Source organism: Pseudomonas sp. PMCC200344, assembly GCF_030053095.1.
GTDB classification, from domain to species: domain Bacteria; phylum Pseudomonadota; class Gammaproteobacteria; order Pseudomonadales; family Pseudomonadaceae; genus Aquipseudomonas; species Aquipseudomonas svalbardensis.
Genome location: NZ_CP125618.1, coordinates 1,164,710 through 1,187,379, shown reverse-complemented (window position 1 = coordinate 1,187,379; position 22,670 = coordinate 1,164,710). Strand labels below are relative to the sequence as shown.

25 protein-coding genes and 1 tRNA gene are annotated in these 22,670 nt (G+C 54.5%); 3 read left to right on the top strand and 23 right to left on the bottom strand.

Translation table 11 applies throughout. From position 1 onward, the window contains the following. Position 1 precedes the first annotated feature (1 nt). The 12 genes from rlmN to trmJ form a co-directional block, all read right to left on the bottom strand. Positions 2-1,150, bottom strand: coding sequence for a 23S rRNA (adenine(2503)-C(2))-methyltransferase RlmN (gene rlmN, locus QFW87_RS05280; RefSeq protein ID WP_059403385.1), 1,149 nt, complete (start codon positions 1,148-1,150; stop codon positions 2-4). A gap of 28 nt (positions 1,151-1,178) precedes the next feature. Further along, the gene (gene ndk, locus QFW87_RS05275; protein ID WP_007916882.1) at positions 1,179-1,604 is read right to left on the bottom strand and encodes a nucleoside-diphosphate kinase; all 426 of its coding nucleotides are present in this window, start codon (positions 1,602-1,604) and stop codon (positions 1,179-1,181) included. 92 nt (positions 1,605-1,696) lie between these two features. Then, positions 1,697-1,897: a Fe-S cluster assembly protein IscX gene (gene iscX / locus QFW87_RS05270; protein WP_008147746.1), complete on the bottom strand. Its 201-nt coding sequence runs from the start codon at positions 1,895-1,897 to the stop codon at positions 1,697-1,699. 14 nt (positions 1,898-1,911) lie between these two features. Then, positions 1,912-2,253 (bottom strand): ISC system 2Fe-2S type ferredoxin, encoded by a 342-nt coding sequence (gene fdx, locus QFW87_RS05265; protein WP_283183090.1) that lies wholly within the window; start codon positions 2,251-2,253, stop codon positions 1,912-1,914. 2 nt (positions 2,254-2,255) lie between these two features. Next, positions 2,256-4,118, bottom strand: coding sequence for a Fe-S protein assembly chaperone HscA (gene hscA, locus QFW87_RS05260; protein WP_283189981.1), 1,863 nt, complete (start codon positions 4,116-4,118; stop codon positions 2,256-2,258). Between the two features lie 51 nt (positions 4,119-4,169). Next, the gene (hscB, locus tag QFW87_RS05255) at positions 4,170-4,691 is read right to left on the bottom strand and encodes a co-chaperone HscB (protein WP_008070981.1); all 522 of its coding nucleotides are present in this window, start codon (positions 4,689-4,691) and stop codon (positions 4,170-4,172) included. Between the two features lie 8 nt (positions 4,692-4,699). Continuing rightward, entirely contained in the window at positions 4,700-5,023 is a 324-nt protein-coding gene (gene iscA / locus QFW87_RS05250; protein ID WP_007903589.1) for an iron-sulfur cluster assembly protein IscA, read from the bottom strand. Positions 5,024-5,057: 34 nt separating this feature from the next. After that, the gene (gene iscU / locus QFW87_RS05245; RefSeq protein ID WP_283189980.1) at positions 5,058-5,444 is read right to left on the bottom strand and encodes a Fe-S cluster assembly scaffold IscU; all 387 of its coding nucleotides are present in this window, start codon (positions 5,442-5,444) and stop codon (positions 5,058-5,060) included. An 84-nt stretch (positions 5,445-5,528) separates the two neighbouring features. Then, complete coding sequence (locus tag QFW87_RS05240) at positions 5,529-6,743, bottom strand: IscS subfamily cysteine desulfurase (protein ID WP_074873944.1); 1,215 nt, start codon at positions 6,741-6,743, stop codon at positions 5,529-5,531. A 50-nt stretch (positions 6,744-6,793) separates the two neighbouring features. Further along, complete coding sequence (gene iscR, locus QFW87_RS05235; RefSeq protein ID WP_282481867.1) at positions 6,794-7,285, bottom strand: Fe-S cluster assembly transcriptional regulator IscR; 492 nt, start codon at positions 7,283-7,285, stop codon at positions 6,794-6,796. A gap of 169 nt (positions 7,286-7,454) precedes the next feature. Continuing rightward, positions 7,455-8,231, bottom strand: a complete 777-nt coding sequence (gene cysE / locus QFW87_RS05230) for a serine O-acetyltransferase (RefSeq protein ID WP_283183087.1) — start codon at positions 8,229-8,231, stop codon at positions 7,455-7,457. A 2-nt stretch (positions 8,232-8,233) separates the two neighbouring features. Next, positions 8,234-9,004 carry a tRNA (cytosine(32)/uridine(32)-2'-O)-methyltransferase TrmJ gene (gene trmJ, locus QFW87_RS05225; protein WP_140683976.1) on the bottom strand — a complete coding sequence of 257 codons (771 nt, stop codon included), beginning with the start codon at positions 9,002-9,004 and terminating at the stop codon, positions 8,234-8,236. A gap of 146 nt (positions 9,005-9,150) precedes the next feature. Here trmJ and suhB point away from each other — a divergent pair, with 146 nt between their 5' ends. Next, entirely contained in the window at positions 9,151-9,966 is an 816-nt protein-coding gene (gene suhB, locus QFW87_RS05220; RefSeq protein ID WP_033061458.1) for an inositol-phosphate phosphatase, read from the top strand. Between the two features lie 39 nt (positions 9,967-10,005). Here the strand turns inward: suhB and QFW87_RS05215 are convergent, their stop codons facing one another. From QFW87_RS05215 to queA, 7 genes are all read right to left on the bottom strand, one after another. Continuing rightward, complete coding sequence (locus QFW87_RS05215; protein WP_283188801.1) at positions 10,006-11,337, bottom strand: IS4 family transposase; 1,332 nt, start codon at positions 11,335-11,337, stop codon at positions 10,006-10,008. 218 nt (positions 11,338-11,555) lie between these two features. Next, on the bottom strand, positions 11,556-12,104 hold the full coding sequence (locus QFW87_RS05210; protein WP_283189979.1) for a glycine zipper 2TM domain-containing protein: 549 nt from the start codon (positions 12,102-12,104) through the stop codon (positions 11,556-11,558). A gap of 120 nt (positions 12,105-12,224) precedes the next feature. After that, entirely contained in the window at positions 12,225-13,139 is a 915-nt protein-coding gene (gene secF, locus QFW87_RS05205) for a protein translocase subunit SecF (protein WP_283189978.1), read from the bottom strand. A gap of 9 nt (positions 13,140-13,148) precedes the next feature. After that, positions 13,149-15,017, bottom strand: coding sequence for a protein translocase subunit SecD (secD, locus tag QFW87_RS05200; RefSeq protein WP_283189977.1), 1,869 nt, complete (start codon positions 15,015-15,017; stop codon positions 13,149-13,151). A 63-nt stretch (positions 15,018-15,080) separates the two neighbouring features. Continuing rightward, positions 15,081-15,416 carry a preprotein translocase subunit YajC gene (gene yajC, locus QFW87_RS05195; protein ID WP_008147715.1) on the bottom strand — a complete coding sequence of 112 codons (336 nt, stop codon included), beginning with the start codon at positions 15,414-15,416 and terminating at the stop codon, positions 15,081-15,083. A gap of 43 nt (positions 15,417-15,459) precedes the next feature. Further along, positions 15,460-16,575, bottom strand: coding sequence for a tRNA guanosine(34) transglycosylase Tgt (gene tgt / locus QFW87_RS05190; protein ID WP_283184523.1), 1,116 nt, complete (start codon positions 16,573-16,575; stop codon positions 15,460-15,462). A 14-nt stretch (positions 16,576-16,589) separates the two neighbouring features. Next, on the bottom strand, positions 16,590-17,639 hold the full coding sequence (queA, locus tag QFW87_RS05185; protein WP_283183082.1) for a tRNA preQ1(34) S-adenosylmethionine ribosyltransferase-isomerase QueA: 1,050 nt from the start codon (positions 17,637-17,639) through the stop codon (positions 16,590-16,592). 107 nt (positions 17,640-17,746) lie between these two features. Here queA and QFW87_RS05180 point away from each other — a divergent pair. Both QFW87_RS05180 and QFW87_RS05175 read left to right on the top strand, forming a co-directional pair. Then, a tRNA-Leu gene (locus QFW87_RS05180) sits at positions 17,747-17,831 on the top strand. Positions 17,832-17,995: 164 nt separating this feature from the next. Further along, entirely contained in the window at positions 17,996-18,325 is a 330-nt protein-coding gene (locus QFW87_RS05175; protein ID WP_283189976.1) for a hypothetical protein, read from the top strand. Positions 18,326-18,487: 162 nt separating this feature from the next. On the opposite strand, the gene QFW87_RS05170 is transcribed toward QFW87_RS05175, so the two are convergent. From QFW87_RS05170 to QFW87_RS05155, 4 genes are all read right to left on the bottom strand, one after another. Beyond that, the gene (locus QFW87_RS05170; RefSeq protein ID WP_283189975.1) at positions 18,488-19,153 is read right to left on the bottom strand and encodes a DCL family protein; all 666 of its coding nucleotides are present in this window, start codon (positions 19,151-19,153) and stop codon (positions 18,488-18,490) included. Between the two features lie 297 nt (positions 19,154-19,450). Beyond that, positions 19,451-19,711, bottom strand: a complete 261-nt coding sequence (locus QFW87_RS05165) for a hypothetical protein (protein ID WP_283189974.1) — start codon at positions 19,709-19,711, stop codon at positions 19,451-19,453. A gap of 48 nt (positions 19,712-19,759) precedes the next feature. Then, on the bottom strand, positions 19,760-21,613 hold the full coding sequence (locus QFW87_RS05160) for a DEAD/DEAH box helicase (protein ID WP_283189973.1): 1,854 nt from the start codon (positions 21,611-21,613) through the stop codon (positions 19,760-19,762). Further along, entirely contained in the window at positions 21,610-22,476 is an 867-nt protein-coding gene (locus QFW87_RS05155; protein ID WP_283189972.1) for a DUF1837 domain-containing protein, read from the bottom strand. Before QFW87_RS05155 ends, QFW87_RS05160 begins: the two co-directional genes overlap by 4 nt. Positions 22,477-22,670: the final 194 nt, after the last annotated feature.

Below are 22,670 nucleotides of genomic sequence, written 5' to 3'. Positions count from 1 at the left end.
CTTAATTATTGTTCGCAGCGTTCTGTGCGATATCGTTTTCGGCGCTCAACTCGCGCACGGCGATATAACGTTCGCTGCGACGGGTGCGATCCAGCACCTGTCCTACCAATTGGCCACACGCGGCATCGATGTCTTCACCGCGGGTGGTGCGTACGGTGACATTGAAGCCGGCATGGTGAAGCTGATCCTGGAAACGACGAATCGCGTTGTTGCTCGGGCGCTCGTAACCGGAATGCGGGAACGGGTTGAACGGAATCAGGTTGATCTTGCACGGGATGTTCTTGAGCAACTCGATCATTTCGACCGCATGTTCGACCTTGTCGTTGATGTCCTTGAGCAAGGTGTACTCAATGGTCAGCACGCGCTTCTCACCCAGGGACGACATGTAGCGCTGGCACGACTCGAGCAGCATCTTAAGCGGATACTTCTTGTTGATCGGTACCAATTGGTTACGCAATGCGTCGTTCGGTGCGTGCAGGGACAACGCCAGGGAGACGTCGATGTGCTTGGACAGCTCATCGATCATCGGCACCACACCCGATGTAGACAGGGTTACACGGCGCTTGGAGATCCCGTAGCCCAGGTCATCCATCATCAGATGCATGGCAGCCACGACGTTGTCGAAGTTCAGCAGCGGCTCACCCATGCCCATCATCACCACGTTGGTGATGGCACGGTCGGCGGTCGCCGGGATGCTGCCGAACGATTTATTGGCAATCCACACCTGGCCGATGACTTCGGCGGCAGTGAGGTTGCTGTTGAATCCTTGCTTGCCGGTGGAGCAGAAACTGCAATCCAGGGCACAGCCTGCCTGGGACGAAACGCACAAAGTGCCGCGTTTGCCCTGGGGAATGTACACGGTCTCGACGCAGCTACCGGACGCCACGCGCACCACCCACTTACGGGTGCCGTCGGTGGAGATGTCCTCGCTGACAACTTCAGGACCGCGAACCTCGGCAATAGCCTTGAGCTTGTCGCGCAAGGCCTTGCTGACGTTCGTCATGGCGTCGAAATCATCGACGCCAAGGTGGTGAATCCATTTCATTACCTGACCGGCACGGAAACGCTTCTCCCCGATTGAGTCGAAGAATTTTTCCATTTCCAGCTGAGTCAGACCCAGCAGGTTGGTTTTTACAGTCGATGTAGTCATGGATTCACCTTCACTCTTAAGCCAATGCTTAGCGAGTGGTTACTTCAGTAGCTGCGAAGAAGTACGAGATTTCGCGAGCAGCAGCGGCTTCGGAGTCCGAACCGTGTACAGCGTTGGCGTCGATGGAATCAGCGAAGTCAGCGCGGATGGTGCCGGCAGCAGCTTCTTTAGGGTTGGTAGCGCCCATCAGCTCACGGTTCAGAGCGATAGCGTTTTCGCCTTCCAGAACCTGAACGACAACCGGACCGGAGATCATGAAAGCAACCAGGTCGCCGAAGAAACCACGAGCGCTGTGCTCAGCGTAGAAGCCTTCAGCTTCAGCTTTGGACAGTTGCTTCAGTTTCGAAGCTACAACGCGCAGGCCAGCTTTTTCGAAACGAGTGGTGATCTCGCCGATAACGTTTTTTGCAACAGCGTCAGGCTTGATGATGGAGAAAGTACGTTGAACAGCCATGATGTAACTCCAGAAACGGTAATTTGCGAAAAATTAAACCCGCGAATTATACGCGGGTTCTTGGGTATTGCCTAACTGCATACGGCGCAGACTCAGTCTGCTTCTTCGATCCAGGCGGCCTGAATGGCTTCAAGCACCTTCTCGCCACCGCGGGTCGGATCATCACTGAACTCCGGCAATGCCAGCACCCATTTGTGCAGATCGACGAAGTTCACGTAACGCGGGTCCACATCCGGTTTGGATTCAGCCAGTTGGATCGCGATTTCCAGCACATCAACCCATTTCAGACTCATTTCAGTTCCTTGAATCAGTGCGCCGCTTCGGCCGCATGGTTGAGCGAGTATTTCGGAATTTCGACGGTCAGGTCTTCAGTCCCGACGACCGCCTGACAGCCTAGACGCGATTGCGCCTCCAGACCCCAGGCACGATCAAGAAAGTCTTCTTCCAGCTCGTCCGCCTCTTCCAGCGAGTCGAAACCTTCGCGGATGATACAGTGGCAGGTGGTGCAGGCGCAGACGCCGCCGCAGGCACTCTCCATCTCGATATGGTGCTCATGAGCCAGCTCGAGGATGGATGTACCGGGCTCAGCTTCCACAACCATACCTTCCGGGCAGAACTTCTCGTGTGGCAGAAAAATGACCTGCGGCATCGTTATTCCTCAATCTCATTCAGGTTGCGCCCCGCCAGCGCGGCTTTCACCGTCGAGTCCAGGCGGCGGGCAGCAAAGGCGTCGGTCACTTGCGACAGACGTTTGGTCTGCTGCTCGATGGCGTAACCATCAGTACCTTTCATCAGTTCGGTCAGTTCCTGCATCTGCAATTCGATGACCATGCGCTCTTCGGCGTCGAGCAAGCGCTCGCCATCGACATCGAGGGCGCCCTGCACCGCTTCGATCAGGCGCCGGGCATCGACCTGCTGCTCACGCAACACCCGAGCGACCATATCGTCGTTGGCGTGCTGGAACGAGTCCTTGAGCATCTTGGCAATTTCGCCATCCGTCAGACCGTAGGACGGCTTGACCTGGATGCTGGCCTCAATGCCCGAGCCCAGCTCGCGGGCAGAAACGCTTAGCAGACCGTCGGCATCGACCTGGAAGGTCACGCGAATCTTCGCCGCACCGGCCACCATCGCCGGAATGCCGCGCAATTCGAAGCGTGCCAGGGAACGGCAGTCGCTGATCAGCTCGCGCTCACCCTGCAATACGTGGATCGCCATGGCCGACTGGCCATCTTTGTAAGTCGTGAAGTCCTGAGCGCGGGCGACAGGGATGGTGGTGTTGCGAGGAATCACCTTCTCCATCAGTCCGCCCATGGTTTCCAGCCCCAGGGACAACGGAATCACGTCAAGCAACAGCAGTTCATCGCCATCGCGCTTGTTGCCGGCCAGCGTATCGGCCTGGATCGCGGCACCGATGGCCACCACTTGATCTGGATCGATTTCGGTCAACGGTTCGCGACCGAAGGCTTCTGCGACGGCTTCGCGGACGCGAGGCACACGAGTCGAACCGCCGACCATGACCACCGCGTGCACTTCGTCCAGCTCGATGCCGGAATCACGCACAGCGCGGCGACAGGCTTTCAGGCTGCGGGCAACCATTGGCTCGATCAGCGCATTGAAGGCTTCACGGGTCAGCTCGGCTTTCCAGTCGCCATAAGCCACTTCAACGGGCGAGGCATTGGTCAGGGCTTCTTTGGCCGCACAAGCGGTTTGCAGCAGATGGCGTTGCGCACCCGGATCGAGGTCGGCGGACAGACCGGCGCTCTCGATGATCCAGCCAGCGATTGCGTGGTCGAAGTCATCGCCGCCCAGCGCGCTGTCGCCGCCGGTAGCCAAAACTTCAAACACACCGCCAGTCAGGCGCAGAATCGAAATATCGAAGGTACCGCCACCCAGGTCATAAATAGCGACCAGTCCTTCAGCGTGCTGATCCAGACCGTAAGCTACAGCGGCGGCGGTCGGCTCATTGAGCAGACGCAGCACATTCAGACCGGCCAGTTTGGCCGCATCCTTGGTGGCTTGACGCTGAGCATCGTCGAAATAGGCCGGAACGGTGATCACCGCGCCCACAAGTTCGCCACCCAACGTCGCTTCGGCGCGCTGACGCAACACTTTCAGGATATCGGCGGAGACTTCGACCGGGCTTTTCGGCCCCTGAATGGTGTCGATGAACGGCATGTGCGACTCGCCACCGACAAACCGGTACGGCAGTTGATCGCCCAATTGCTTGACGTCGGACAGACCACGACCCATCAAGCGCTTGACCGACAGCACGGTGTTCAAAGGGTCGGTAGCGGCGGCCAGTTTGGCGGACTCGCCGACTTCGACACGATCGGCGTGGTAGCGCACGGCAGACGGCAGAATGACCTGCCCGTGAGCGTCAGCCAGAGGCTCGGAAAGACCACTGCGCAACGCAGCGACCAGCGAATTGGTAGTGCCCAAGTCGATCCCCACAGCCAGACGACGCTGGTGCGGTTGAGGACTTTGGCCGGGTTCGGCGATCTGCAGTAGGGCCATCGTTATCAGGACTTATCTGTATATCAGGCGTGCGACCGGAGCGGCACTGGGTTAATCGTCGAGGCGCTCTTCTAACTGGCGCACTTCGTAGGTGAGCTTGTCGAGGAACTGCATGCGTCGCATCAGGCGTTCGGCCTGTTCACGTTGCGCTGCATCATCCCAACAGGCTGCGAAGCTTTCGTTCAGTTCATCCTGCGCAGTCTTCAGGCGACGCTTGAACACTGCAACACCCGCCAGGTCGGCGCTGTCTTGCAGGTCTTCGAGCTCTTCACGCAGTTCCATTTGCTGCAGAAGAAACTCCGGATCATGCACCGTGACCTCCAGCGGCAGCTCGCGACCGCCCATGGCGAGCAAGTAACGCGCGCGCTTTGGGGGACTTTTGAGCGTCTGGTAGGCCTCGTTGAGGCTCGCGGATTGCTCTAGCGCCAGCCGCTGCTCGCGCTCGGAAGCGTCTGCAAAGCGGTCCGGATGAACACCGCGCGCCAACTCACGATAGCGCGTGGCCAACTGATCGAGATCCAGACGGAAGCTCGGTTTCAGCTCAAATAAAGCGAAATGACAAGGAGTACCCACGAGCAGCCTCAGATGTTGAAGCTTTCGCCGCAGCCACATTCACCGCGTACGTTGGGGTTGTTGAACTTGAAGCCTTCGTTCAACCCTTCCTTGACGAAATCGAGCTCGGTGCCGTCCAGGTAGGCCAGGCTTTTCGGGTCGATGATCACTTTCTCGCCGTGACTTTCGAACACCTGATCCTCTGCAACCACCTCGTCGACAAACTCCAGCACGTAGGCAAGGCCGGAACAGCCTGTGGTGCGAACACCCAGACGAATCCCTTCACCTTTGCCGCGCCCGTTGAGGGAGCGTCGCACGTGTTGAGCAGCCGCTTCTGTCATGCTGATAGCCATCGGTGACTCCTTACTCGTCGCCAAAACTTGAAAGTCAGATCAAGCCTTTCTTCTGCTTGTAGTCGCGAACGGCCGCTTTGATGGCGTCTTCAGCAAGTACGGAGCAGTGAATTTTTACTGGCGGCAGAGCCAGTTCTTCAGCCAGCTGAGTGTTTTTGATGGTCTCTGCTTGATCCAGAGTCTTGCCTTTCATCCACTCGGTCGCCAGGGAGCTGGAGGCGATGGCCGAACCGCAACCGTAGGTCTTGAACTTGGCGTCTTCGATGATGCCTTGCTCGTTAACCTTGATCTGCAGACGCATCACGTCGCCGCACGCCGGAGCGCCGACCATGCCGGTGCCGACATCAGGGTCTTCCGCGTCCATCTTGCCGACGTTGCGCGGGTTCTCGTAGTGGTCGATGACCTTTTCGCTGTAAGCCATGATTCTTAATCCTCACTCATCAGAGAGTCGCTCTTAAGCCCTGAAAACCTGCGTCTTACAGGGCCGGTTTGCGGCGACTTGAAATCAGTGTGCCGCCCACTCGATTTTCGAAATGTCGACACCGTCTTTGTACATGTCCCACAGCGGCGACAGAGTGCGCAGCTTGGTAACGGCCTCGCAGACTTTCTGCGCGGCGTAGTCGATTTCTTCTTCGGTGGTGAAACGGCCGAAGGTGAAGCGAATCGAGCTGTGGGCCAGTTCGTCGTTGCGGCCCAGGGCGCGCAGTACGTACGAAGGCTCAAGGGAAGCCGAGGTGCAGGCCGAACCGGACGAAACCGCCAGATCCTTGAGCGCCATGATCAGCGACTCGCCTTCAACGTAGTTGAAGCTCAGGTTCAGGTTGTGCGGTACGCGAGCGGTCATGCTGCCGTTGATGTACAGCTCTTCCAGGCCTTCGACCTGCTTGAAGAAACGGTCGCTCAAGGCCTTGATGCGGATGTTCTCGGCAACCATGTCTTCCTTGGCTACGCGGAAGGCTTCGCCCATGCCGACGATCTGGTGGGTCGCCAGAGTGCCGGAACGCATACCACGTTCATGACCGCCGCCGTGCATGGTCGCTTCGATGCGAACACGCGGCTTGCGGCTCACGTACAGTGCGCCGATGCCTTTAGGGCCGTAGGTTTTGTGGGCAGAGAACGACATCATGTCGACTTTCAGCTTCGACAGGTCGATATCGACCTTGCCGGTGGACTGAGCAGCGTCAACGTGGAACAGGATGCCCTTGGAACGGGTCAGTTCGCCGATGGCAGCGATGTCGTTGATGGTGCCGATTTCGTTGTTCACGTGCATGACCGAAACCAGGATGGTGTCGTCGCGCAGGGCAGCTTCGATCATCTCTGGGGTGACCAGACCATCAGTGCGAGGCTCGATGTAAGTGACTTCGAAGCCTTCACGCTCCAGTTGGCGCATGGTGTCGAGGACAGCCTTGTGCTCAATCTTGGTGGTGATCAGGTGCTTGCCTTTGGTGGCATAGAAATGCGCCGCACCCTTGATTGCCAGGTTGTCTGACTCGGTGGCACCGGAGGTCCAGACGATTTCACGCGGATCGGCGTTGACCAGGTCAGCGACCTGACGACGAGCGTTTTCGACGGACTCTTCAGCTTTCCAGCCGAACACGTGAGAACGGGACGCCGGGTTACCGAAGTTTCCGTCAACCAGCAGGCATTCACTCATTTTTTGCGCTACACGCGGATCAACCGGGGTGGTCGCAGAGTAATCAAGGTAAATCGGCAATTTCATGGACTATCTCCTAAATCAGGCTGGCTGGCGTGCCGCTAGCTCTTTGGCTGTCATTCGACGGCGGACGCTTCAATCTTGTCCAGGTGTGGCGCTTTGCTGTTGCAACGGCGCTGATCCTGACGCTGGGCTACTTCTTGTACCTCACGGCGAGTGACAAGGTCAGCCAAGCTGATACCGCTGAGAAATTCGTGAATCTGCAGGCTCAGATCGCACCACAAGTGGTGGGTCAAGCAGGTGTCGCCTTGATGGCAATCACCTTGGCCCTGGCATTTGGTGGCATCGACCGATTCGTTCACCGCATCGATCACCTGGGCGACCTGAATACCCTGCATGTCGCGCGACAGCTGATAGCCGCCGCCTGGACCACGGACGCTGGACACCAGATTGCTGCGGCGCAATTTGGCGAAGAGCTGTTCGAGGTAGGACAGGGATATGCCTTGGCGCTCGGAGATATCGGCCAGGGACACCGGCCCGTGCTGCGCGTGCAACGCCAGGTCAAGCATGGCAGTCACGGCGTATCGGCCTTTTGTAGTCAGTCGCATGGACAATTACCACGGAGTTCAGAATGGGGCGAGTATGCAATTCCCGAGTATTTAAGTCAACTATAAGACCTAGTACTTTAGTCAGGATTACCCGCAAAAGAGCGGCCGCATCATAGCAAAGGCTGACCGCGAACAGCCAGCAATTGCTTGCGAAGGGGTCAGCCCGGAGTTAGCTCGCCTTGCTTTCATCCTTATCCTTGACACAGGCGAAGTCTTCTTCGCGCAACTCAGGCAGATCCTTGGCGCAATAGTTGCTGCCCAGGTCCTTCAACGCTCCGCACATCCCTTCCAGACGGCCGTCGACGGCCTGCAGGTGATCAAGCAGCTGACCAATGGCGCGCGCCACCGGATCAGGCATGTCTTCGCCGACCCCATAGGCATCGAAACCGATCTTCTCGGCCATGGCCTTACGCTTGGCATCTTGCTCATCGTCAGACTTGACGATGATCCGACCTGGAATGCCAACCACCGTCGCACCCGCCGGCACCGCCTTGGTGACCACAGCATTGGAACCGACCTTGGCGCCGGCGCCGACCGTGAACGGGCCAAGCACCTTGGCCCCCGCCCCGACCACCACGCCATCTTCAAGAGTCGGGTGACGCTTGCCCTTGTTCCAGCTGGTGCCACCCAGGGTCACGCCCTGATAAAGGGTGACGTCATTGCCGATCTCAGCGGTTTCACCGATGACGATGCCCATGCCATGGTCAATAAAGAAGCGACGACCGACCTTGGCACCCGGATGAATTTCGATCCCAGTCAACCAGCGACCGAAGTTCGACACCAGTCGCGCCAGCCACTTCCAGCCCATGCTCCACAGGGCCGACGACAGGCGGTGAATCCAGATGGCGTGCATGCCCGGGTAGCACGTCAGAACTTCAAAGGCGTTGCGCGCTGCCGGATCACGATGGAAAACACTCTGGATATCTTCACGCAAACGCTCGAACATTTTTAATCCTTCCGCTTAAGAAGCTCGCCACGGGCCGCTTTCTGGGTTTCCGTGAGGATGCCACGCAATATATTCATTTCCGCCCGGCTGACCGAACTGCGTCCGTACAACCGGCGCAGGCGCGCCATCAAGTGCCGTGGTTTTTCCGGATCGAGGAACTCGATGGCCACCAGGGTTTGCTCCAGGTGCTCATAGAATCGCTCCAGTTCATCCATGGTCGCCAGCTCACCACTTTTGGTGGACGCCACTTCATCCTTCTCGACCTTGCTCGGCTGACCTTGGGCCGCGAGCCAGGACATCCGCACTTCATAGCTCAACACCTGCACCGCTGCCCCAAGGTTCAGCGAACTGAACTCAGGGTCTGATGGGATGTGCACGTGATAATGACATCGCTGCAACTCTTCATTGGTTAAACCGGAATCTTCACGACCAAAGACCAAGGCGATCTCAGCACCTTGCGAGGCTTCCTCTACAACCTTCACTCCGCATTCGCGGGGATCGAGCAACGGCCAGGGAATGCGACGGTCACGGGCGCTGGTGCCGAGCACCAGATTGCAGCCGACCAAGGCATCTTCCAAAGTGGCGACAACTTGCGCGTTTTCAAGGATGTCACCGGCACCGGAAGCACGAGCATCGGCTTCGTGATGCGGGAACAACCGCGGCTCGACCAGCACCAGCCGCGACAGGCCCATGTTCTTCATGGCACGCGCAGCCCCGCCGATATTCCCGGGATGGCTGGTATTGACCAGGACGACACGAATGTTTTGCAGCAAGGGAGGCGCTCTCGAACACTTTAATGGGGAGCAGAATCTTACAGCTCAACCTACCGTTAAGCTATGAAAGCGAACACCGACCTTCACCTGTAGAAACTTTCTGATAGAATGCCCGGCTTTCTTTAACAACCTTAGGTGACACATCCATGCAGCCCATGCTGAATATCGCGCTGCGCGCCGCCCGCAGCGCCAGTGAATTGATCTTCCGCTCCATCGAGCGCCTGGATACCATCAAGGTCGACGAAAAAGACGCCAAGGATTACGTATCCGAGGTGGATCGCGCCGCCGAACAGAAAATCATCGACGCGCTGCGCAAGGCCTATCCTACCCACGGCATTCTCGGCGAAGAAACCGGCATGCACCCGGGTAGCGGCGAAGGCGAAGACTACCTGTGGATCATCGACCCACTGGACGGCACCACCAACTTCCTGCGCGGCATTCCTCACTTCGCCGTCAGCATTGCCTGCAAATACCGCGGTCGCCTGGAACACGCCGTTGTTCTGGACCCGGTTCGCCAGGAAGAATTCACCGCCAGCCGCGGTCGCGGCGCCCAACTGAACGGTCGTCGCTTGCGTGTCAGCGGTCGTACCAGCCTGGACGGCGCCCTGCTGGGTACCGGCTTCCCGTTCCGCGATGACCAGATGGACAACCTCGACAACTACCTGGGCATGTTCCGCGCCTTGGTTGGCCAGACCGCCGGCATCCGCCGTGCTGGCTCGGCGAGCCTGGACCTGGCTTACGTAGCGGCCGGCCGTTTCGACGCATTCTGGGAGTCGGGCCTGTCCGAGTGGGACATGGCTGCAGGCGCCCTGCTGATCCAGGAAGCAGGCGGTCTGGTGAGCGACTTCACCGGCGGTCACGACTTCCTTGAGAAAGGCCACGTCGTTGCCGGTAACACCAAATGCTTCAAAGCAGTACTGACGGCCATTCAACCGCACCTGCCGGCCTCGCTGAAACGCTAAGCGAGCAGCCACAAAAAAGCACCCTTCGGGTAATGCCAGTCAGTTAAGCTGACTGGCATTTTTCTTTCTGATCGGATATTTCGGTGATTTGAGCCTTATGGCGCGGGGATAAATGCGCTCTTCCCGTCGATGCGGCAGAACATAATGCGGGGCAGAGGCGTGCAGCTCGGCCAGATATTTGGGGATGTTCCCGGAACGGTCGGCCGAAACGCTGTTGATAAACCCTAAAATTGCCCAAGTACACGCGGTAAAGCTCATTTCGCACGGGTAAATACCTGGACAGTGGCGGCTCATTTCCACCATCTGGTAGCGCAGCAGGTTGTAGCCCAGCAACACACCCCACAGTTCCTGCTCGATCATCTCGGGCGTCTTGCTACGCAATGTATAGCTGCTGTTGAGCAGCGTCTGTTTCATCTCGCGAAACCCTAATTCGATCTCCCATCGCTGGCTGTACAGGTCGACGATTTCGTCGGACGGGAAGCGTAGCGGATCGGCCATCGACGTCAGGATCTGACAAACCTTGCCCTTGACGGTTTTGCTCAGCAATCGCGCGGTCAGGCGCTCCGGCAGCCCCGGCCATTGCGTGCGGGCCTGCGGCGAAGTGCTCAACGAGACCACAGCGTCCTGGCGCCCCAAGCGCTGAATCACTTCGTACTGCGCACCTTTGCGCAGAGGCATCAGCCAATGTCGCTCGATGCCTGCTTGCTGCCACTGATGCAGCAAACCCAAGGAGTAAAAACCGCGATCGAACAGCGTCAGCGAGTGATCGGGCGTGGTTTCGATCAGTTGCTCCGCCAGTTTCATTTCGTTGCTGCGATAGCCATCCAACGCGCTGCCGATCAGCATGTGGCTGGTCAACTCCATTTGGCAGACCATGCGCACCTGGGGGAAACCGGTGTCGCCATGCTGGTTGCTGGCGGAATCGTAGCGCGCCCGATTTTCGGGTGTATCGGGCGTTCGCCATACGACACCGTCGACCCCCAGCAAACGCAAGCCTGCCCAAGTTGGGTGATCCACGGCCTCATGCCAACTTTTCTGAGTCAGATGGAAGACTTGTCGTACAGCTTCGCTGCCTAATCGCTGACGGGCCTGGACTACGGCGCTGGGCGCCACCAGCGGACGTTGTCCCGGCAGCATGATGTTCATGCGGCTGACCACATCCCAGGCCGACATGCGTCGAAAGAACGCCATGGAGATCACGCACCAAAGCATCATTTCCAGCGGCAAACGCCGCTTGCGCAGGGTCGCCACGCCGGCCTGTTCAAGTGCCTGCTCGACCAAAGATGGATCGAGTAAAGAATCCAGTCCCTCGATTGAGTTAGGGGTGGAGGCGATATTGTGGGTCAGTTCCAGGGCCCGAGCGAGACGCATAAAAAAATCCGATGCCAGTACAGGCATCGGATTTTGATTTCTTGCGGCCAAAGGTCAAGCGAGAGGGCTTAACTGATCGGCATTAACCCTTCGGGTGCTTTTTTTATGCCTGAAATCCAATCTCCCACACCACAACAGATCCCTGTGGTGGCATATAAATCCCAGGCACAAAAGAAGCACCCCGCAGGGTGCTTCTTTTGAATCTGAATTTCAGCTATTTACTGAGCCGGCTCGTTCTGCCCCAGGATCAGCTTGCCTTCCTTGTCGACCGGAATCTGATTGCCCGGATCGCGATCCATCCGCACTTTGCCTTCCTTGCCGTCCAGTGAATAACGGACGTCGTAACCTACAACCTTGTCGCTGATGTCATTCACAGTGTTACACCGCGTTTGAGTCGTGGTGTAGGTATCACGATTCTGCATACCTTCCTGGACCTTGTTGCCCGCGTAACCACCGCCAACTGCACCTGCCACGGTGGCAATCTTCTTGCCAGTGCCACCACCTATCTGATTACCGAGCAAACCACCCGCCACGGCACCCAATACGGTACCGGCGATCTGGTGTTGATCTTTCACCGGCGCTTGCCGGGTTACTGCAACGTCCTTGCACACTTCACGTGGCGTCTTGATTTGTGTCTTGACCGGTTCAACGGCTAGAACTTGCGCATATTCAGGGCCGCTTTTAACCAGCTTGTAGGTGGCAACAGCACCCCCGGCAGTTACGCCGACAGCACCCAATACCGCACCAACCAGCAACGACTTGTTCACATGAACCTCCTGACCATCACATGCGGGACAAGCCCGCGCTTCTCCCAGCCTTGGAGCATAAAAAAAGGCGCGAGTTCAATACTCGCGCCTTTTCGGCCGACAGCTAGAAAACGATAGCCGTTATGGGCGGTCGTCGACTTCCTTATCGGTAGCCACTGTAGGAATCAGATCCTCAGTACTCAAGTTCAGCCAGATCAGCACGACGTTGGCGATGTAGATCGACGAGTAAGTACCCGCCAACACACCGATAAACAGCGCGATGGAGAAGCCGAACAGGTTGTCGCCACCAAAGAACAACAGGGCCGCGATCGCCAGCAAAGTGGAGATCGACGTTGCCATGGTCCGCAGCAAGGTTTGCGTGGTCGAGATGTTGATGTTCTCGATCAAGGACGCCTTGCGCAGCACACGGAAGTTCTCACGAACCCGGTCGAATACCACGATGGTGTCGTTGAGCGAGTAACCAATGATCGCCAGTACCGCCGCCAGCACCGTCAGGTCGAAGGTGATCTGGAAGAACGACAGGATACCGATGGTCACGATCACGTCGTGGATCAGCGAAACGATCGCACCGACCGCAAACTTCCACTGAAAGCGGAAAGCCAGGTAGATCAGAATGCCGCCCAGCGCCATCAGCATGCCGAGGCCGCCTTGGTCGCGCAGCTCTTCACCCACCTGCGGGCCGACGAACTCGACGCGCTTGACCGTCGCCGGGTTGTCGCCGCCGACTTTCAGCAGCGCTTCTGCCACTTGATGACCCAGCTGCGGGTCTTCACCCGGCATGCGCACCAGCAAATCGGTAGTCGCACCGAAGCTCTGCACGATTGCCTCGTGATAACCCGAAGTGGCCAGTTGCTCACGCACTTTGGTGACATCGGCCGGACGCTCGTAGGTCAGCTCGATGAGCGTACCGCCGGTGAAGTCCAGGCCCCAGTTCATGCCCTTGGTGGCGACGCTGAACAAAGCCAGCACGGTAAGGAACAATGTGACGCCGAACGCAAAGTTGCGAACGCCCATGAAGTTGATTGTACGTAACATGGCAGCCCCTTAAATCCACAACTTCTTGAAGTCACGACCGCCGAAGATCAGGTTGACCATCGCGCGGGTCACCATGATGGCCGTGAACATCGAGGTAAAGATCCCGAGGGACATGGTCACTGCGAAACCTTTGACCGGGCCGGTGCCCATGGCAAAGAGAATCCCGCCGACCAACAAGGTTGTCAGGTTGGCGTCGAGAATCGCGGTGAATGCCCGGCCGAAGCCTTCGTTGATTGCCCGTTGTACGGTCATGCCTGCCGCAATCTCTTCACGTATCCGCGAAAAGATCAGAACGTTGGCGTCGACGGCCATACCCATGGTCAACACGATACCGGCGATACCCGGCAGCGTCAGCGTTGCACCCAGCAGCGACATCAGGGCCAGCAGCATCACCATGTTCACGGTCAGCGCGACGGTGGCAATGATGCCGAAGAAGCGGTAGATGGCGATGATGAACAGCGAGACAAACAGCATGCCCCACAGCGATGCATCGACACCCTTGACGATGTTGTCGGCACCCAGGCTTGGGCCAATGGTGCGCTCTTCAGCGAAGTACATCGGTGCAGCCAGACCACCTGCACGCAACAGCAGCGCCAGTTCGGACGACTCGCCCTGGCCGTTCAGGCCAGTGATACGGAATTGAGCACCCAGCGGCGACTGGATGGTCGCCAGGCTGATGATCTTCTTCTCTTCCTTGAAGGTTTGAACCGGCACGTCTTTCTCGACGCCGTTAACCATTTGCTTGACGTAAGTGGTGACCGGGCGTTGCTCGATGAAGATCACCGCCATGCTGCGACCGACGTTGCTGCGAGTCGCACGACTCATCAGCTCGCCACCATGACCATCCAGACGGATGTTCACTTCCGGCGTGCCTTGCTCGCCGAAGCCAGCCTTGGCATCGGTGACCTGGTCACCAGTGATGATCAAGCCACGCTCGATTTGCGCTGGCGGACGATTGCCTTCACGGAATTCGAAGCTTTCAGAAGTGGCTTTCGATGCGCCAGGCTCAGCGGCCAGACGGAACTCTAGGTTGGCCGTCTTGCCGAGGATACGCTTGGCTTCGGCGGTGTCTTGCACGCCCGGCAGCTCAACCACGATGCGGTTGGCGCCCTGACGCTGAACGATTGGTTCGGCAACACCCAGCTCGTTGACGCGGTTACGTACCGTGGTCAAGTTCTGCTTGATGGAGTATTCGCGGATTTCCGCCAGCTTGGCCGGGGTCATCGCCAGACGCAGCACCGCCTGACCATTGAGGTCGGCCGGAACAATGTCGAAATCGCTGAAGTTCTTGCGGATCAGTGCACGGGCCTGTTCGCGGGACGCTTCATCACTGAAACCCAGCTGAATGGCACCATCGAGTTGTGGCAGGCTGCGATAGCGCAGTTTCTCTTTACGCAACAGGCTCTTGACGTCGCCTTCGTAGACTTTCAAGCGCGCGTCGAGGGCTTTGTCCATGTCCACTTCGAGCAGGAAGTGCACACCACCGGACAAATCCAGACCCAGCTTCATCGGGTGCGCGCCAAAGCTGCGCAGCCATTGCGGGGTGGTTTGCGCGAGGTTCAGTGCAACGACGTAGTCATCACCCAATGCCTTGCGCACGACGTCTTTGGCAGGCAGCTGGTCTTCAGCCTTGGTCAGACGAATCAGACCGCCCTTGCCGTTCGCTGCCAGGGTGGCAGCCTTGACGTTGATCCCGGATTCCTTGAGCGCTGTGCCCACACGATCCAGATCAGCCTGAGTCACTTGCAGCGCAGTGCTTGCACCACTGACCTGAATAGCCGGGTCATCAGGATATAGATTGGGAGCGGAATAAATCAGACCGACCGCTAGCACCGCCAGGATCAGAATGTATTTCCACAGAGGGTATTTGTTCAGCATCACGCCGCCCGCTTATGACGCGGGGCGCCTTGCGCGCCCCGTCGATTGAGTAGAAGTTGAAACTTAGATCGCTTTCAGCGTGCCTTTTGGCAGCGTGGCGGCAATGGCGCCTTTCTGGAACTTCATTTCGATGGTGTCGGAAACTTCCAGAACAACGAAGTCGTCTGCCACTTTAGTGATCTTGCCGGCGATACCACCGGTGGTCACAACTTCGTCGCCTTTCTGCAGGCTGCTCAGCAGGTTTTTCTGCTCTTTGGCGCGCTTGGCCTGTGGACGCCAGATCATCAGGTAGAAGATGACCAGGAAACCGACCAGGAAAATCCACTCAAAACCGCCACCCATTGGGCCTGCAGCAGGTGCAGCAGCATCAGCCATGGCATTAGAGATAAAAAAGCTCATTTAGCACTCCAGTTGCAAATGTTGAATCTTGGGGTCAGGAAACTCAGTCCAAAGGCGGAACAGGAAGCCCGCGTTTGGCGTAGAAGGCATCGACAAAGGCGGCCAATGTACCCTGTTGAATAGCCTCGCGCAAACCAGCCATAAGCACCTGGTAATGGCGCAAATTGTGGATGGTATTCAACATGCTACCCAGCATTTCGCCGCACTTGTCCAGATGGTGCAGATAAGCACGGGAGAAGTTCTGGCAGGTGTAGCAATCGCAGGTCGGATCCAGCGGCGAATCATCATGGCGATGGAACGCGTTACGGATCTTCAGCACGCCTGTATCAATGAACAGATGCCCGTTGCGGGCATTACGGGTTGGCATCACGCAATCGAACATGTCCACACCGCGGCGCACACCCTCAACCAGATCCTCCGGTTTGCCAACGCCCATAAGGTAACGAGGTTTGTCAGCCGGCATCTGACCTGGCAGGTAATCCAGGACCTTGATCATCTCGTGTTTCGGCTCGCCCACCGACAGACCGCCAATGGCCAGACCATCGAAGCCGATATTGTCGAGACCTTCCAGGGAGCGCATGCGCAGATCCTGGTGCATGCCGCCCTGAACGATACCGAACAGCGCCGCCGTGTTGTCGCCATGCGCCTCTTTTGAACGCTTGGCCCAACGCAACGACAGCTCCATGGAAATACGCGCGACGTCTTCGTCAGCCGGGTATGGCGTGCATTCGTCGAAAATCATCACGATGTCCGAGCCCAAATCACGCTGGACCTGCATCGACTCTTCCGGGCCCATGAACACCTTGGCGCCGTCGACCGGAGAAGCGAAGGTCACGCCCTCCTCCTTGATCTTGCGCATCGCGCCCAGGCTGAACACCTGAAAACCGCCGGAATCTGTAAGAATCGGGCCTTTCCACTGCATGAAATCGTGCAAGTCGCCGTGCTTCTTGATCACTTCGGTGCCAGGACGCAGCCACAAGTGAAAGGTGTTACCCAGAATGATTTCCGCGCCGGTGGCGGTGATATCCCGCGGCAGCATGCCCTTGACGGTGCCATACGTGCCCACAGGCATGAACGCCGGGGTCTCGACGGTACCGCGCGGGAAGGTCAAACGACCGCGACGAGCCTTGCCGTCGGTGGCAAGAAGCTCAAAAGACATGCGACTGGTGCGACTCATTCTGTTTCCTCAGGGCCACGTGGTGCGGGATTACGGGTGATAAACATCGCATCACCGTAGCTGAAAAAGCGGTAACCATGCTCAACGGCGGCTTTATAAGCGGCCATGGCTTCGGGATAACCGGCGAACGCCGAAACCAGCATCAACAGCGTGGATTCGGGCAAATGGAAGTTGGTGACCAGGGCGTCGACCACATGAAACGGGCGGCCCGGGTAGATAAAGATGTCGGTGTCACCACTGAACGGCTTGAGCACGCCATCGCGCGCGGCACTTTCCAGGGAGCGCACACTGGTGGTCCCCACGGCCACCACGCGACCACCGCGAGCGCGGCAGGCGGCAACCGCATCCACTACGTCCTGGCCGACTTCCAGCCATTCACTGTGCATGTGGTGGTCTTCGATCTTCTCGACGCGCACCGGCTGGAACGTGCCTGCGCCGACGTGCAAGGTCACGAATGCAGTCTCGACGCCCTTGGTGGCAATCGCCTCCATCAGCGGCTGATCGAAATGCAGCCCCGCCGTCGGCGCCGCTACCGCGCCCAAACGCTCGGCGTAGACCGTCTGATAACGCTCGCGGTCCGAGCCTTCATCCGGGCGGTCTATATAAGGAGGCAACGGCATGTGCCCGACGCGATCGAGCAGCGGCAACACCTCTTCGGCGAACCCCAACTCAAACAACGCGTCATGGCGCGCCAGCATTTCGGCTTCGCCACCACCGTCGATCAGGATCTTCGACCCCGGCTTAGGTGACTTGCTGGACCGCACATGGGCCAGCACCCGATGACTGTCGAGCACCCGCTCCACCAGAATTTCCAGCTTGCCGCCGGAAGCCTTCTGGCCAAACAGCCGCGCCGGAATCACCCGGGTATTGTTGAACACCATCAAATCGCCCGGGCGCAAATGCTCGAGCAAATCAGTGAATTGACGATGTGCCAGGGCGCCGCTGACCCCATCAAGGGTCAACAGGCGACTGTTGCGACGCTCGGCCAAAGGGTGGCGAGCAATCAGCGAATCAGGGAGTTCGAAAGTAAAGTCAGCAACGCGCATGATGGGGTTCGTCTAGCAGGGGCCGGAAGTCTAGCCGAAATAGTGAAAATTCTCTATGTACCTGATTGACCGACGGTAATCTCATCTCTATACTTCGCCGCCATTGAGCCCTGATGGCGGAATTGGTAGACGCGGCGGATTCAAAATCCGTTTTCGCAAGAAGTGGGAGTTCGAGTCTCCCTCGGGGCACCAAAATTAAGAAAGGTCTTGCTTAGCAAGGCCTTTTTTTCGTCTGTAGAAAAGCCACTTCGTCCCACCGCTGTCCTGTAGGAGCTGCCGAAGGCTGCGATCTTTTGATCTTGCTCTTCAACACCACAACCCGAAACCGCTCAGCTAACGAATCAAGGATTCACACAATGGAATTGCCACTGGAAACCGTTGCCCTTTTCGCCCTCAAGCTGGCTTATGAGCGGGAGGGGGAAAGTCCGATTCTAAGGGATGATCCGATCATGAGTGATTATGAGCGGGAGGTGTTTGGGTTGCTGGTGCGTCGGGGGGATGTTGAGGGGATTCAGTTTCGAGTGGCGCATTGTGTGGGTTTGGCGTTGGAGGCTTTGGGTGGGGTTGGGACGCCGCTGGGACGGGAGCTGTATCGGTTGTCTGTTGATTTCAGCAATGCTCAGACAATGGACCAGCTTGAAGAGCCGCTCACCTTACTCAAAAACTACCTAAAAGATATTCATTAAATGACATCACCTGATGTAAAACAGGTAATTAAAAAACCTTCAACTTTGTTCGAAGAGCGCGGATATAAAGGAGATGACGGGGGTTTCTGTAACTCTTACGCCCCCCCACACGACGACCAACAGCAAGCATCCCTGGAAGACTTTTTGTCATTCAACTATCAATCATGAAAATTTTGGAATCTCAAAACGTTTGAAGACCTCGAGCTTCGCAACAGCGGCATGGTAATCGACAAAACTTTCAGCCATAGCAGAGCTGATGAATATCGTTGAATATTGCATATCAGCACTCTTAGAAAGCAAACTCTCTGACAATACAATCTTATTAGCCTCAATAAACCCTTCAACGATATCCCTGAACCTAGGTTTAATATGCCGATAATCCGACGTACCAAAAGTTGTAAACTCACCGGTTTTGTGGCAGGCGATTTCACCCCGAGCCGCATCAAACAAAGATTTCTTTTGGACAGACAGTACGTTTGCTATAGACCTCTGACAAGCTTCATAGAAACGTGACTTGAGACTTGGCGAAGAACCTCTAACACATGTTTTATATGAAAAATCTGTTTTAGACCCATCGACTCTATGAAGGTGAAAACAGCTTGAAGGATGATCGGCCGAACGCGCACGAAAAATCCCAATCACACCACACCCAACTTTAACATCGGCTTCGTGGTGCCTCTGAAGTAGTTCGTATACTAACTCCTCGTCCGAGGCATCTAAGTATTCATCATCTTCGTATCGATTTAGAATCGCCTGAAAATGGGCATCTGCATCACCCTGCTTACTAAATTGAATGCTTGGCAGCAACACCGGCTTGGCAACACCCATCCTTCAAACCTCAATAATAATGAAACGACTTGAACCCGACTAGATCATCACTCGAGTGCTGATTAAATCCCAGTACAAAAACTCTTAAAACAAACAACCTTGAAAAACTACAAATATAAAATCAATTGCAAACCTCTAGCATGGTTCCGCTATAGCATTTCGCTCACGCACAGATTGAGCCAAATCAAGAATACAAAGGACTACATTAGCAGGAGAAAAAGCTCAAATAATGGATGAGCGGCGACCTACCAATCTATCCAACATATTTCACAAAAACGAAACAACATCATCACCTTCCTATTTTTTTTGTTTTGATGCAAGCTTAGAACCTATACCTTCTTGAAAATCTTCTATTACTCGCCTCTCAAATATACCATCAGCGTATCGATCTAGCTCCCTCTCTTTTAATGCATTCATAACCACCTCCAAACCATCATCTTTTGAAAATAGACGACCATTCATAAGTTTTTCAGAAATTTCAGTCGGAAGCCCATACTCCTCAAGAGTAGAGAAGGAACTTGGCTGAAATAGATGTTCGATTGAGGCAGCGAAAGCCATATAATTTGTGCTTTTCAAACCTCTTTTACTCAGAACCACATTTAGAATTTAATTGAGTGCAATTAGATACTTTGGATAATTAAAAGATGCCCACCCCCTCAGGAAAGCCAGAATATTTTCTACAGCATCATCAGGTGTTGTACCATAATCAATTTGACTCTTTATCATCTCCCGCCTAAATCTAGGCACATTCCTTAGAGAATATAATTTCCAAACATACATAGTCATCATGGATGCAGACCGCATAGAACTTTTGCCAGCAGTGCTCGCACCACCCAACTGACTCCATATAATTTCAGACGTAGCCTTTATATCTTCATAGCGTGGCCGATTGGACCATACTAAACGCTGCAAATCACGAACATCTAAGTCATATAAATATTTTGCCGTAGCCAACAAATATTCAGGCTCTATACCAGACAGTTTTCTCAACACCGTCAAAGGTAATAAATCCTGTTTCGTAAGGAGTTCTAGTTTTGCTATAAGACCTATTGGGACAGAGCCTTCAGGAAGATTTATAAGAATGCTGCCCGGAGTAGTATCCGTTGGATTAAAAGAAGGTATATCTACAAAAGGAAGGTTTTCTTCTGGCGGTGTATCAAAGCAGTAAACGCTTCCCACAAAATGCTTAAACATTCTGCCTGAACGACCTCGAATATTATTAAAAGTAAAAAAATCTAACGGCTTTTTATTTAACATTCCGTCATATACAACAACGTTCTTTGCAGCAGTATTCACACCTTCAATCAAAGTAGAGGTACAGAGAAGCAGGTTCAATTTCCCCTCCTCAAATGCTCTAATCATAAAGCGTCCTAAAGACCTTGGAAGCCTACCATGATGAATTCCAATTCCGTGTTGCAAAGCTACTGAAACCAACCACTCATCATGATAATGCTCTGACGTCCATCTTGCTGCCTCCAGCAACTCCTCATCTTCCGAAAACTTTACATTTCTTATTTCTATATATTTTTTAATGAGTTTTCGGGTGCTTGCCGGCGACTGACAGTAAACCAGTGTCTGCCCATGCAAACTATCTAATAGAGTCGCGAACGCTTCTTCTCTATTTGGCTTTTTACTCAGCACGTGCAGTTCTATAGCGACAGTTTGAAAATTTTCTATATAGAAATTACATTTCAAACGATCCTTAACTATTTCCGGGATTGATTTTATTGAAGGACCAAGCATGTAAAACTGAGCGCCCGTTTTAACAAGCTTTAACAAGGCCTGGTTCAACAGCGTTGCTCTGTCGCCCTCACCTGAGATGGAAAGCTTATAAAACTCATCAATAGCGAAGAAGTCAACATTCGGCATTTCGGCCTCAATTGCCAAAAAGCGTTCTTGTGTTAGTACGAAAATATTTCGCTCCCCAACAGCTTGATCACCGGAAGTCAGAATATTATATCGACCAACAAACCTTGACATTCGGCGACGGGTTTCTTCAACCAAAGCTAGCGTTGGCAGAATCAAAACAACATTCGAAAAATTCTTCTCTGAGATAACTACGTCTATCAACAAGCTTTTTCCAAACGACGTAGGAGCACTTAAAATAACGGACTCCCCGTCCATAAGCTTCCTTAAAATCTTGCTCTGGGAACTGTGAAGGACGTAATCCTCCATCTCTCTTTCAGCCCGATTACTTGCGTGAACAAAAGCACTTCGAAGTGAAAGCCCATCTAGATCCGAGGCGTATGGATACAAACCAACTTGCATCGCCAATTCATCAACTATATTTTGATACACGAACTCAAGTGCTTCACGCTTTGCAAGCGCCCTAATAACGAACTCACGTCCAACATCCAAATTATTAGAACACACAGAAGACACCACTGAGAGCATTGTGAATGGATTACTCACCCATTCGTCTGCCCTGAGTTCTTTTCGTATAGCTTGGTGATCTATCATATCTGCAGCGCCTTCAGACGTTTATCTAAAGCTGAAATTAATTTTGTTTTTTCCTTTAACGGAACCAGAATCACATGCACAGTGATTGGAAGATCGGTAGAAAATCTCGCCGAATACTGCTCATTTAACTTATTCCGCATATTAGAATAAGCATCGAGCACCTCAAGCCTGATATTTTTTTCATACTCGCTATCTCCCGAACTCCCCTGCACTACTTTACTATCATATGTAAGCAAAACAGGAATGCATGCGCGCTTAAAGACCTTATCTAAAGAAGTATTTTCGTGTAACAAAGCTTTAAGCTCAGCTGCTTCCGGCCACTCTGGGTCGATCTTGTTCCTAATCAAAATAAATTCCGACTTAAGATAATCAGTCTCAAGATGGTCGATTATCTCTTTAGTCACATCATAAATTGCTTTGGACACTGTATTATAAAATTTCGTCTCACCGATCCACAGCTCCAAACCATCGATTTTCTTTACCACATGAACCGCATCAAAACCTTTAACGGTTTCATTTATCGAGCTTTTATAATAAATTTTATTTATTGCCGGCAAAGTTTTATAAACCTGCCTGATTGCTATATGCAATAAAATCTCGCCAAACTCGCCACGAAGTCCATATTTTTCCGTGTCGTAAACTATTTTGGCTGCTCGCTTTATAATCCGCAATGCATTGTGATGGCCGATCTCGTTTATTTCCGAGTAACTTAGAGCAAATTCAGGAAGCCATTCTATTATATGATCTGCGAACTGATCATTCCTCCAATCACCTCGTTCAAAACCGGCGCAAAGAGCAAGATCATCGCCAAACTTGGCTGATTCGTGAAAAACCACATCTAAGAACTTATCGGGATGCTTCATGCAAACATGCTCACCTTAAAATTTCCCGCATCAATGCAGCAGCCCCTACAAAGGCTATAGCCCGCTTCGTTCTGACTTAATGAGAAAAAAAAAACAAAAAATAATGTTTTTCGATCTGTTCTTTAAAGCGAACACATTTTTCTGAAACCGTGCACAACCACTTAGTAAACCTAACAACCCCAACACTAGAGATT

Excerpts from the sequence above, each read along its gene's own strand:
- rlmN (WP_059403385.1), bottom strand. The coding sequence starts at position 1,150 with ATGACTACATCGACTGTAAAAACCAACCTGCTGGGTCTGACTCAGCTG.
- ndk (WP_007916882.1), bottom strand. The coding sequence starts at position 1,604 with ATGGCTGTTCAACGTACTTTCTCCATCATCAAGCCTGACGCTGTTGCA.
- iscX (WP_008147746.1), bottom strand. The coding sequence starts at position 1,897 with ATGAGTCTGAAATGGGTTGATGTGCTGGAAATCGCGATCCAACTGGCT.
- fdx (WP_283183090.1), bottom strand. The coding sequence starts at position 2,253 with ATGCCGCAGGTCATTTTTCTGCCACACGAGAAGTTCTGCCCGGAAGGT.
- hscA (WP_283189981.1), bottom strand. The coding sequence starts at position 4,118 with ATGGCCCTACTGCAGATCGCCGAACCCGGCCAAAGTCCTCAACCGCAC.
- iscA (WP_007903589.1), bottom strand. The coding sequence starts at position 5,023 with ATGGCTATCAGCATGACAGAAGCGGCTGCTCAACACGTGCGACGCTCC.
- iscU (WP_283189980.1), bottom strand. The coding sequence starts at position 5,444 with ATGGCTTACAGCGAAAAGGTCATCGACCACTACGAGAACCCGCGCAAC.
- QFW87_RS05240 (WP_074873944.1), bottom strand. The coding sequence starts at position 6,743 with ATGAAATTGCCGATTTACCTTGATTACTCTGCGACCACCCCGGTTGAT.
- iscR (WP_282481867.1), bottom strand. The coding sequence starts at position 7,285 with ATGCGACTGACTACAAAAGGCCGATACGCCGTGACTGCCATGCTTGAC.
- cysE (WP_283183087.1), bottom strand. The coding sequence starts at position 8,231 with ATGTTCGAGCGTTTGCGTGAAGATATCCAGAGTGTTTTCCATCGTGAT.
- suhB (WP_033061458.1), top strand. The coding sequence starts at position 9,151 with ATGCAGCCCATGCTGAATATCGCGCTGCGCGCCGCCCGCAGCGCCAGT.
- QFW87_RS05215 (WP_283188801.1), bottom strand. The coding sequence starts at position 11,337 with ATGCGTCTCGCTCGGGCCCTGGAACTGACCCACAATATCGCCTCCACC.
- secF (WP_283189978.1), bottom strand. The coding sequence starts at position 13,139 with ATGTTACGTACAATCAACTTCATGGGCGTTCGCAACTTTGCGTTCGGC.
- secD (WP_283189977.1), bottom strand. The coding sequence starts at position 15,017 with ATGCTGAACAAATACCCTCTGTGGAAATACATTCTGATCCTGGCGGTG.
- yajC (WP_008147715.1), bottom strand. The coding sequence starts at position 15,416 with ATGAGCTTTTTTATCTCTAATGCCATGGCTGATGCTGCTGCACCTGCT.
- tgt (WP_283184523.1), bottom strand. The coding sequence starts at position 16,575 with ATGTCTTTTGAGCTTCTTGCCACCGACGGCAAGGCTCGTCGCGGTCGT.
- queA (WP_283183082.1), bottom strand. The coding sequence starts at position 17,639 with ATGCGCGTTGCTGACTTTACTTTCGAACTCCCTGATTCGCTGATTGCT.
- QFW87_RS05175 (WP_283189976.1), top strand. The coding sequence starts at position 17,996 with ATGGAATTGCCACTGGAAACCGTTGCCCTTTTCGCCCTCAAGCTGGCT.
- QFW87_RS05170 (WP_283189975.1), bottom strand. The coding sequence starts at position 19,153 with ATGGGTGTTGCCAAGCCGGTGTTGCTGCCAAGCATTCAATTTAGTAAG.
- QFW87_RS05165 (WP_283189974.1), bottom strand. The coding sequence starts at position 19,711 with ATGGCTTTCGCTGCCTCAATCGAACATCTATTTCAGCCAAGTTCCTTC.
- QFW87_RS05160 (WP_283189973.1), bottom strand. The coding sequence starts at position 21,613 with ATGATAGATCACCAAGCTATACGAAAAGAACTCAGGGCAGACGAATGG.
- QFW87_RS05155 (WP_283189972.1), bottom strand. The coding sequence starts at position 22,476 with ATGAAGCATCCCGATAAGTTCTTAGATGTGGTTTTTCACGAATCAGCC.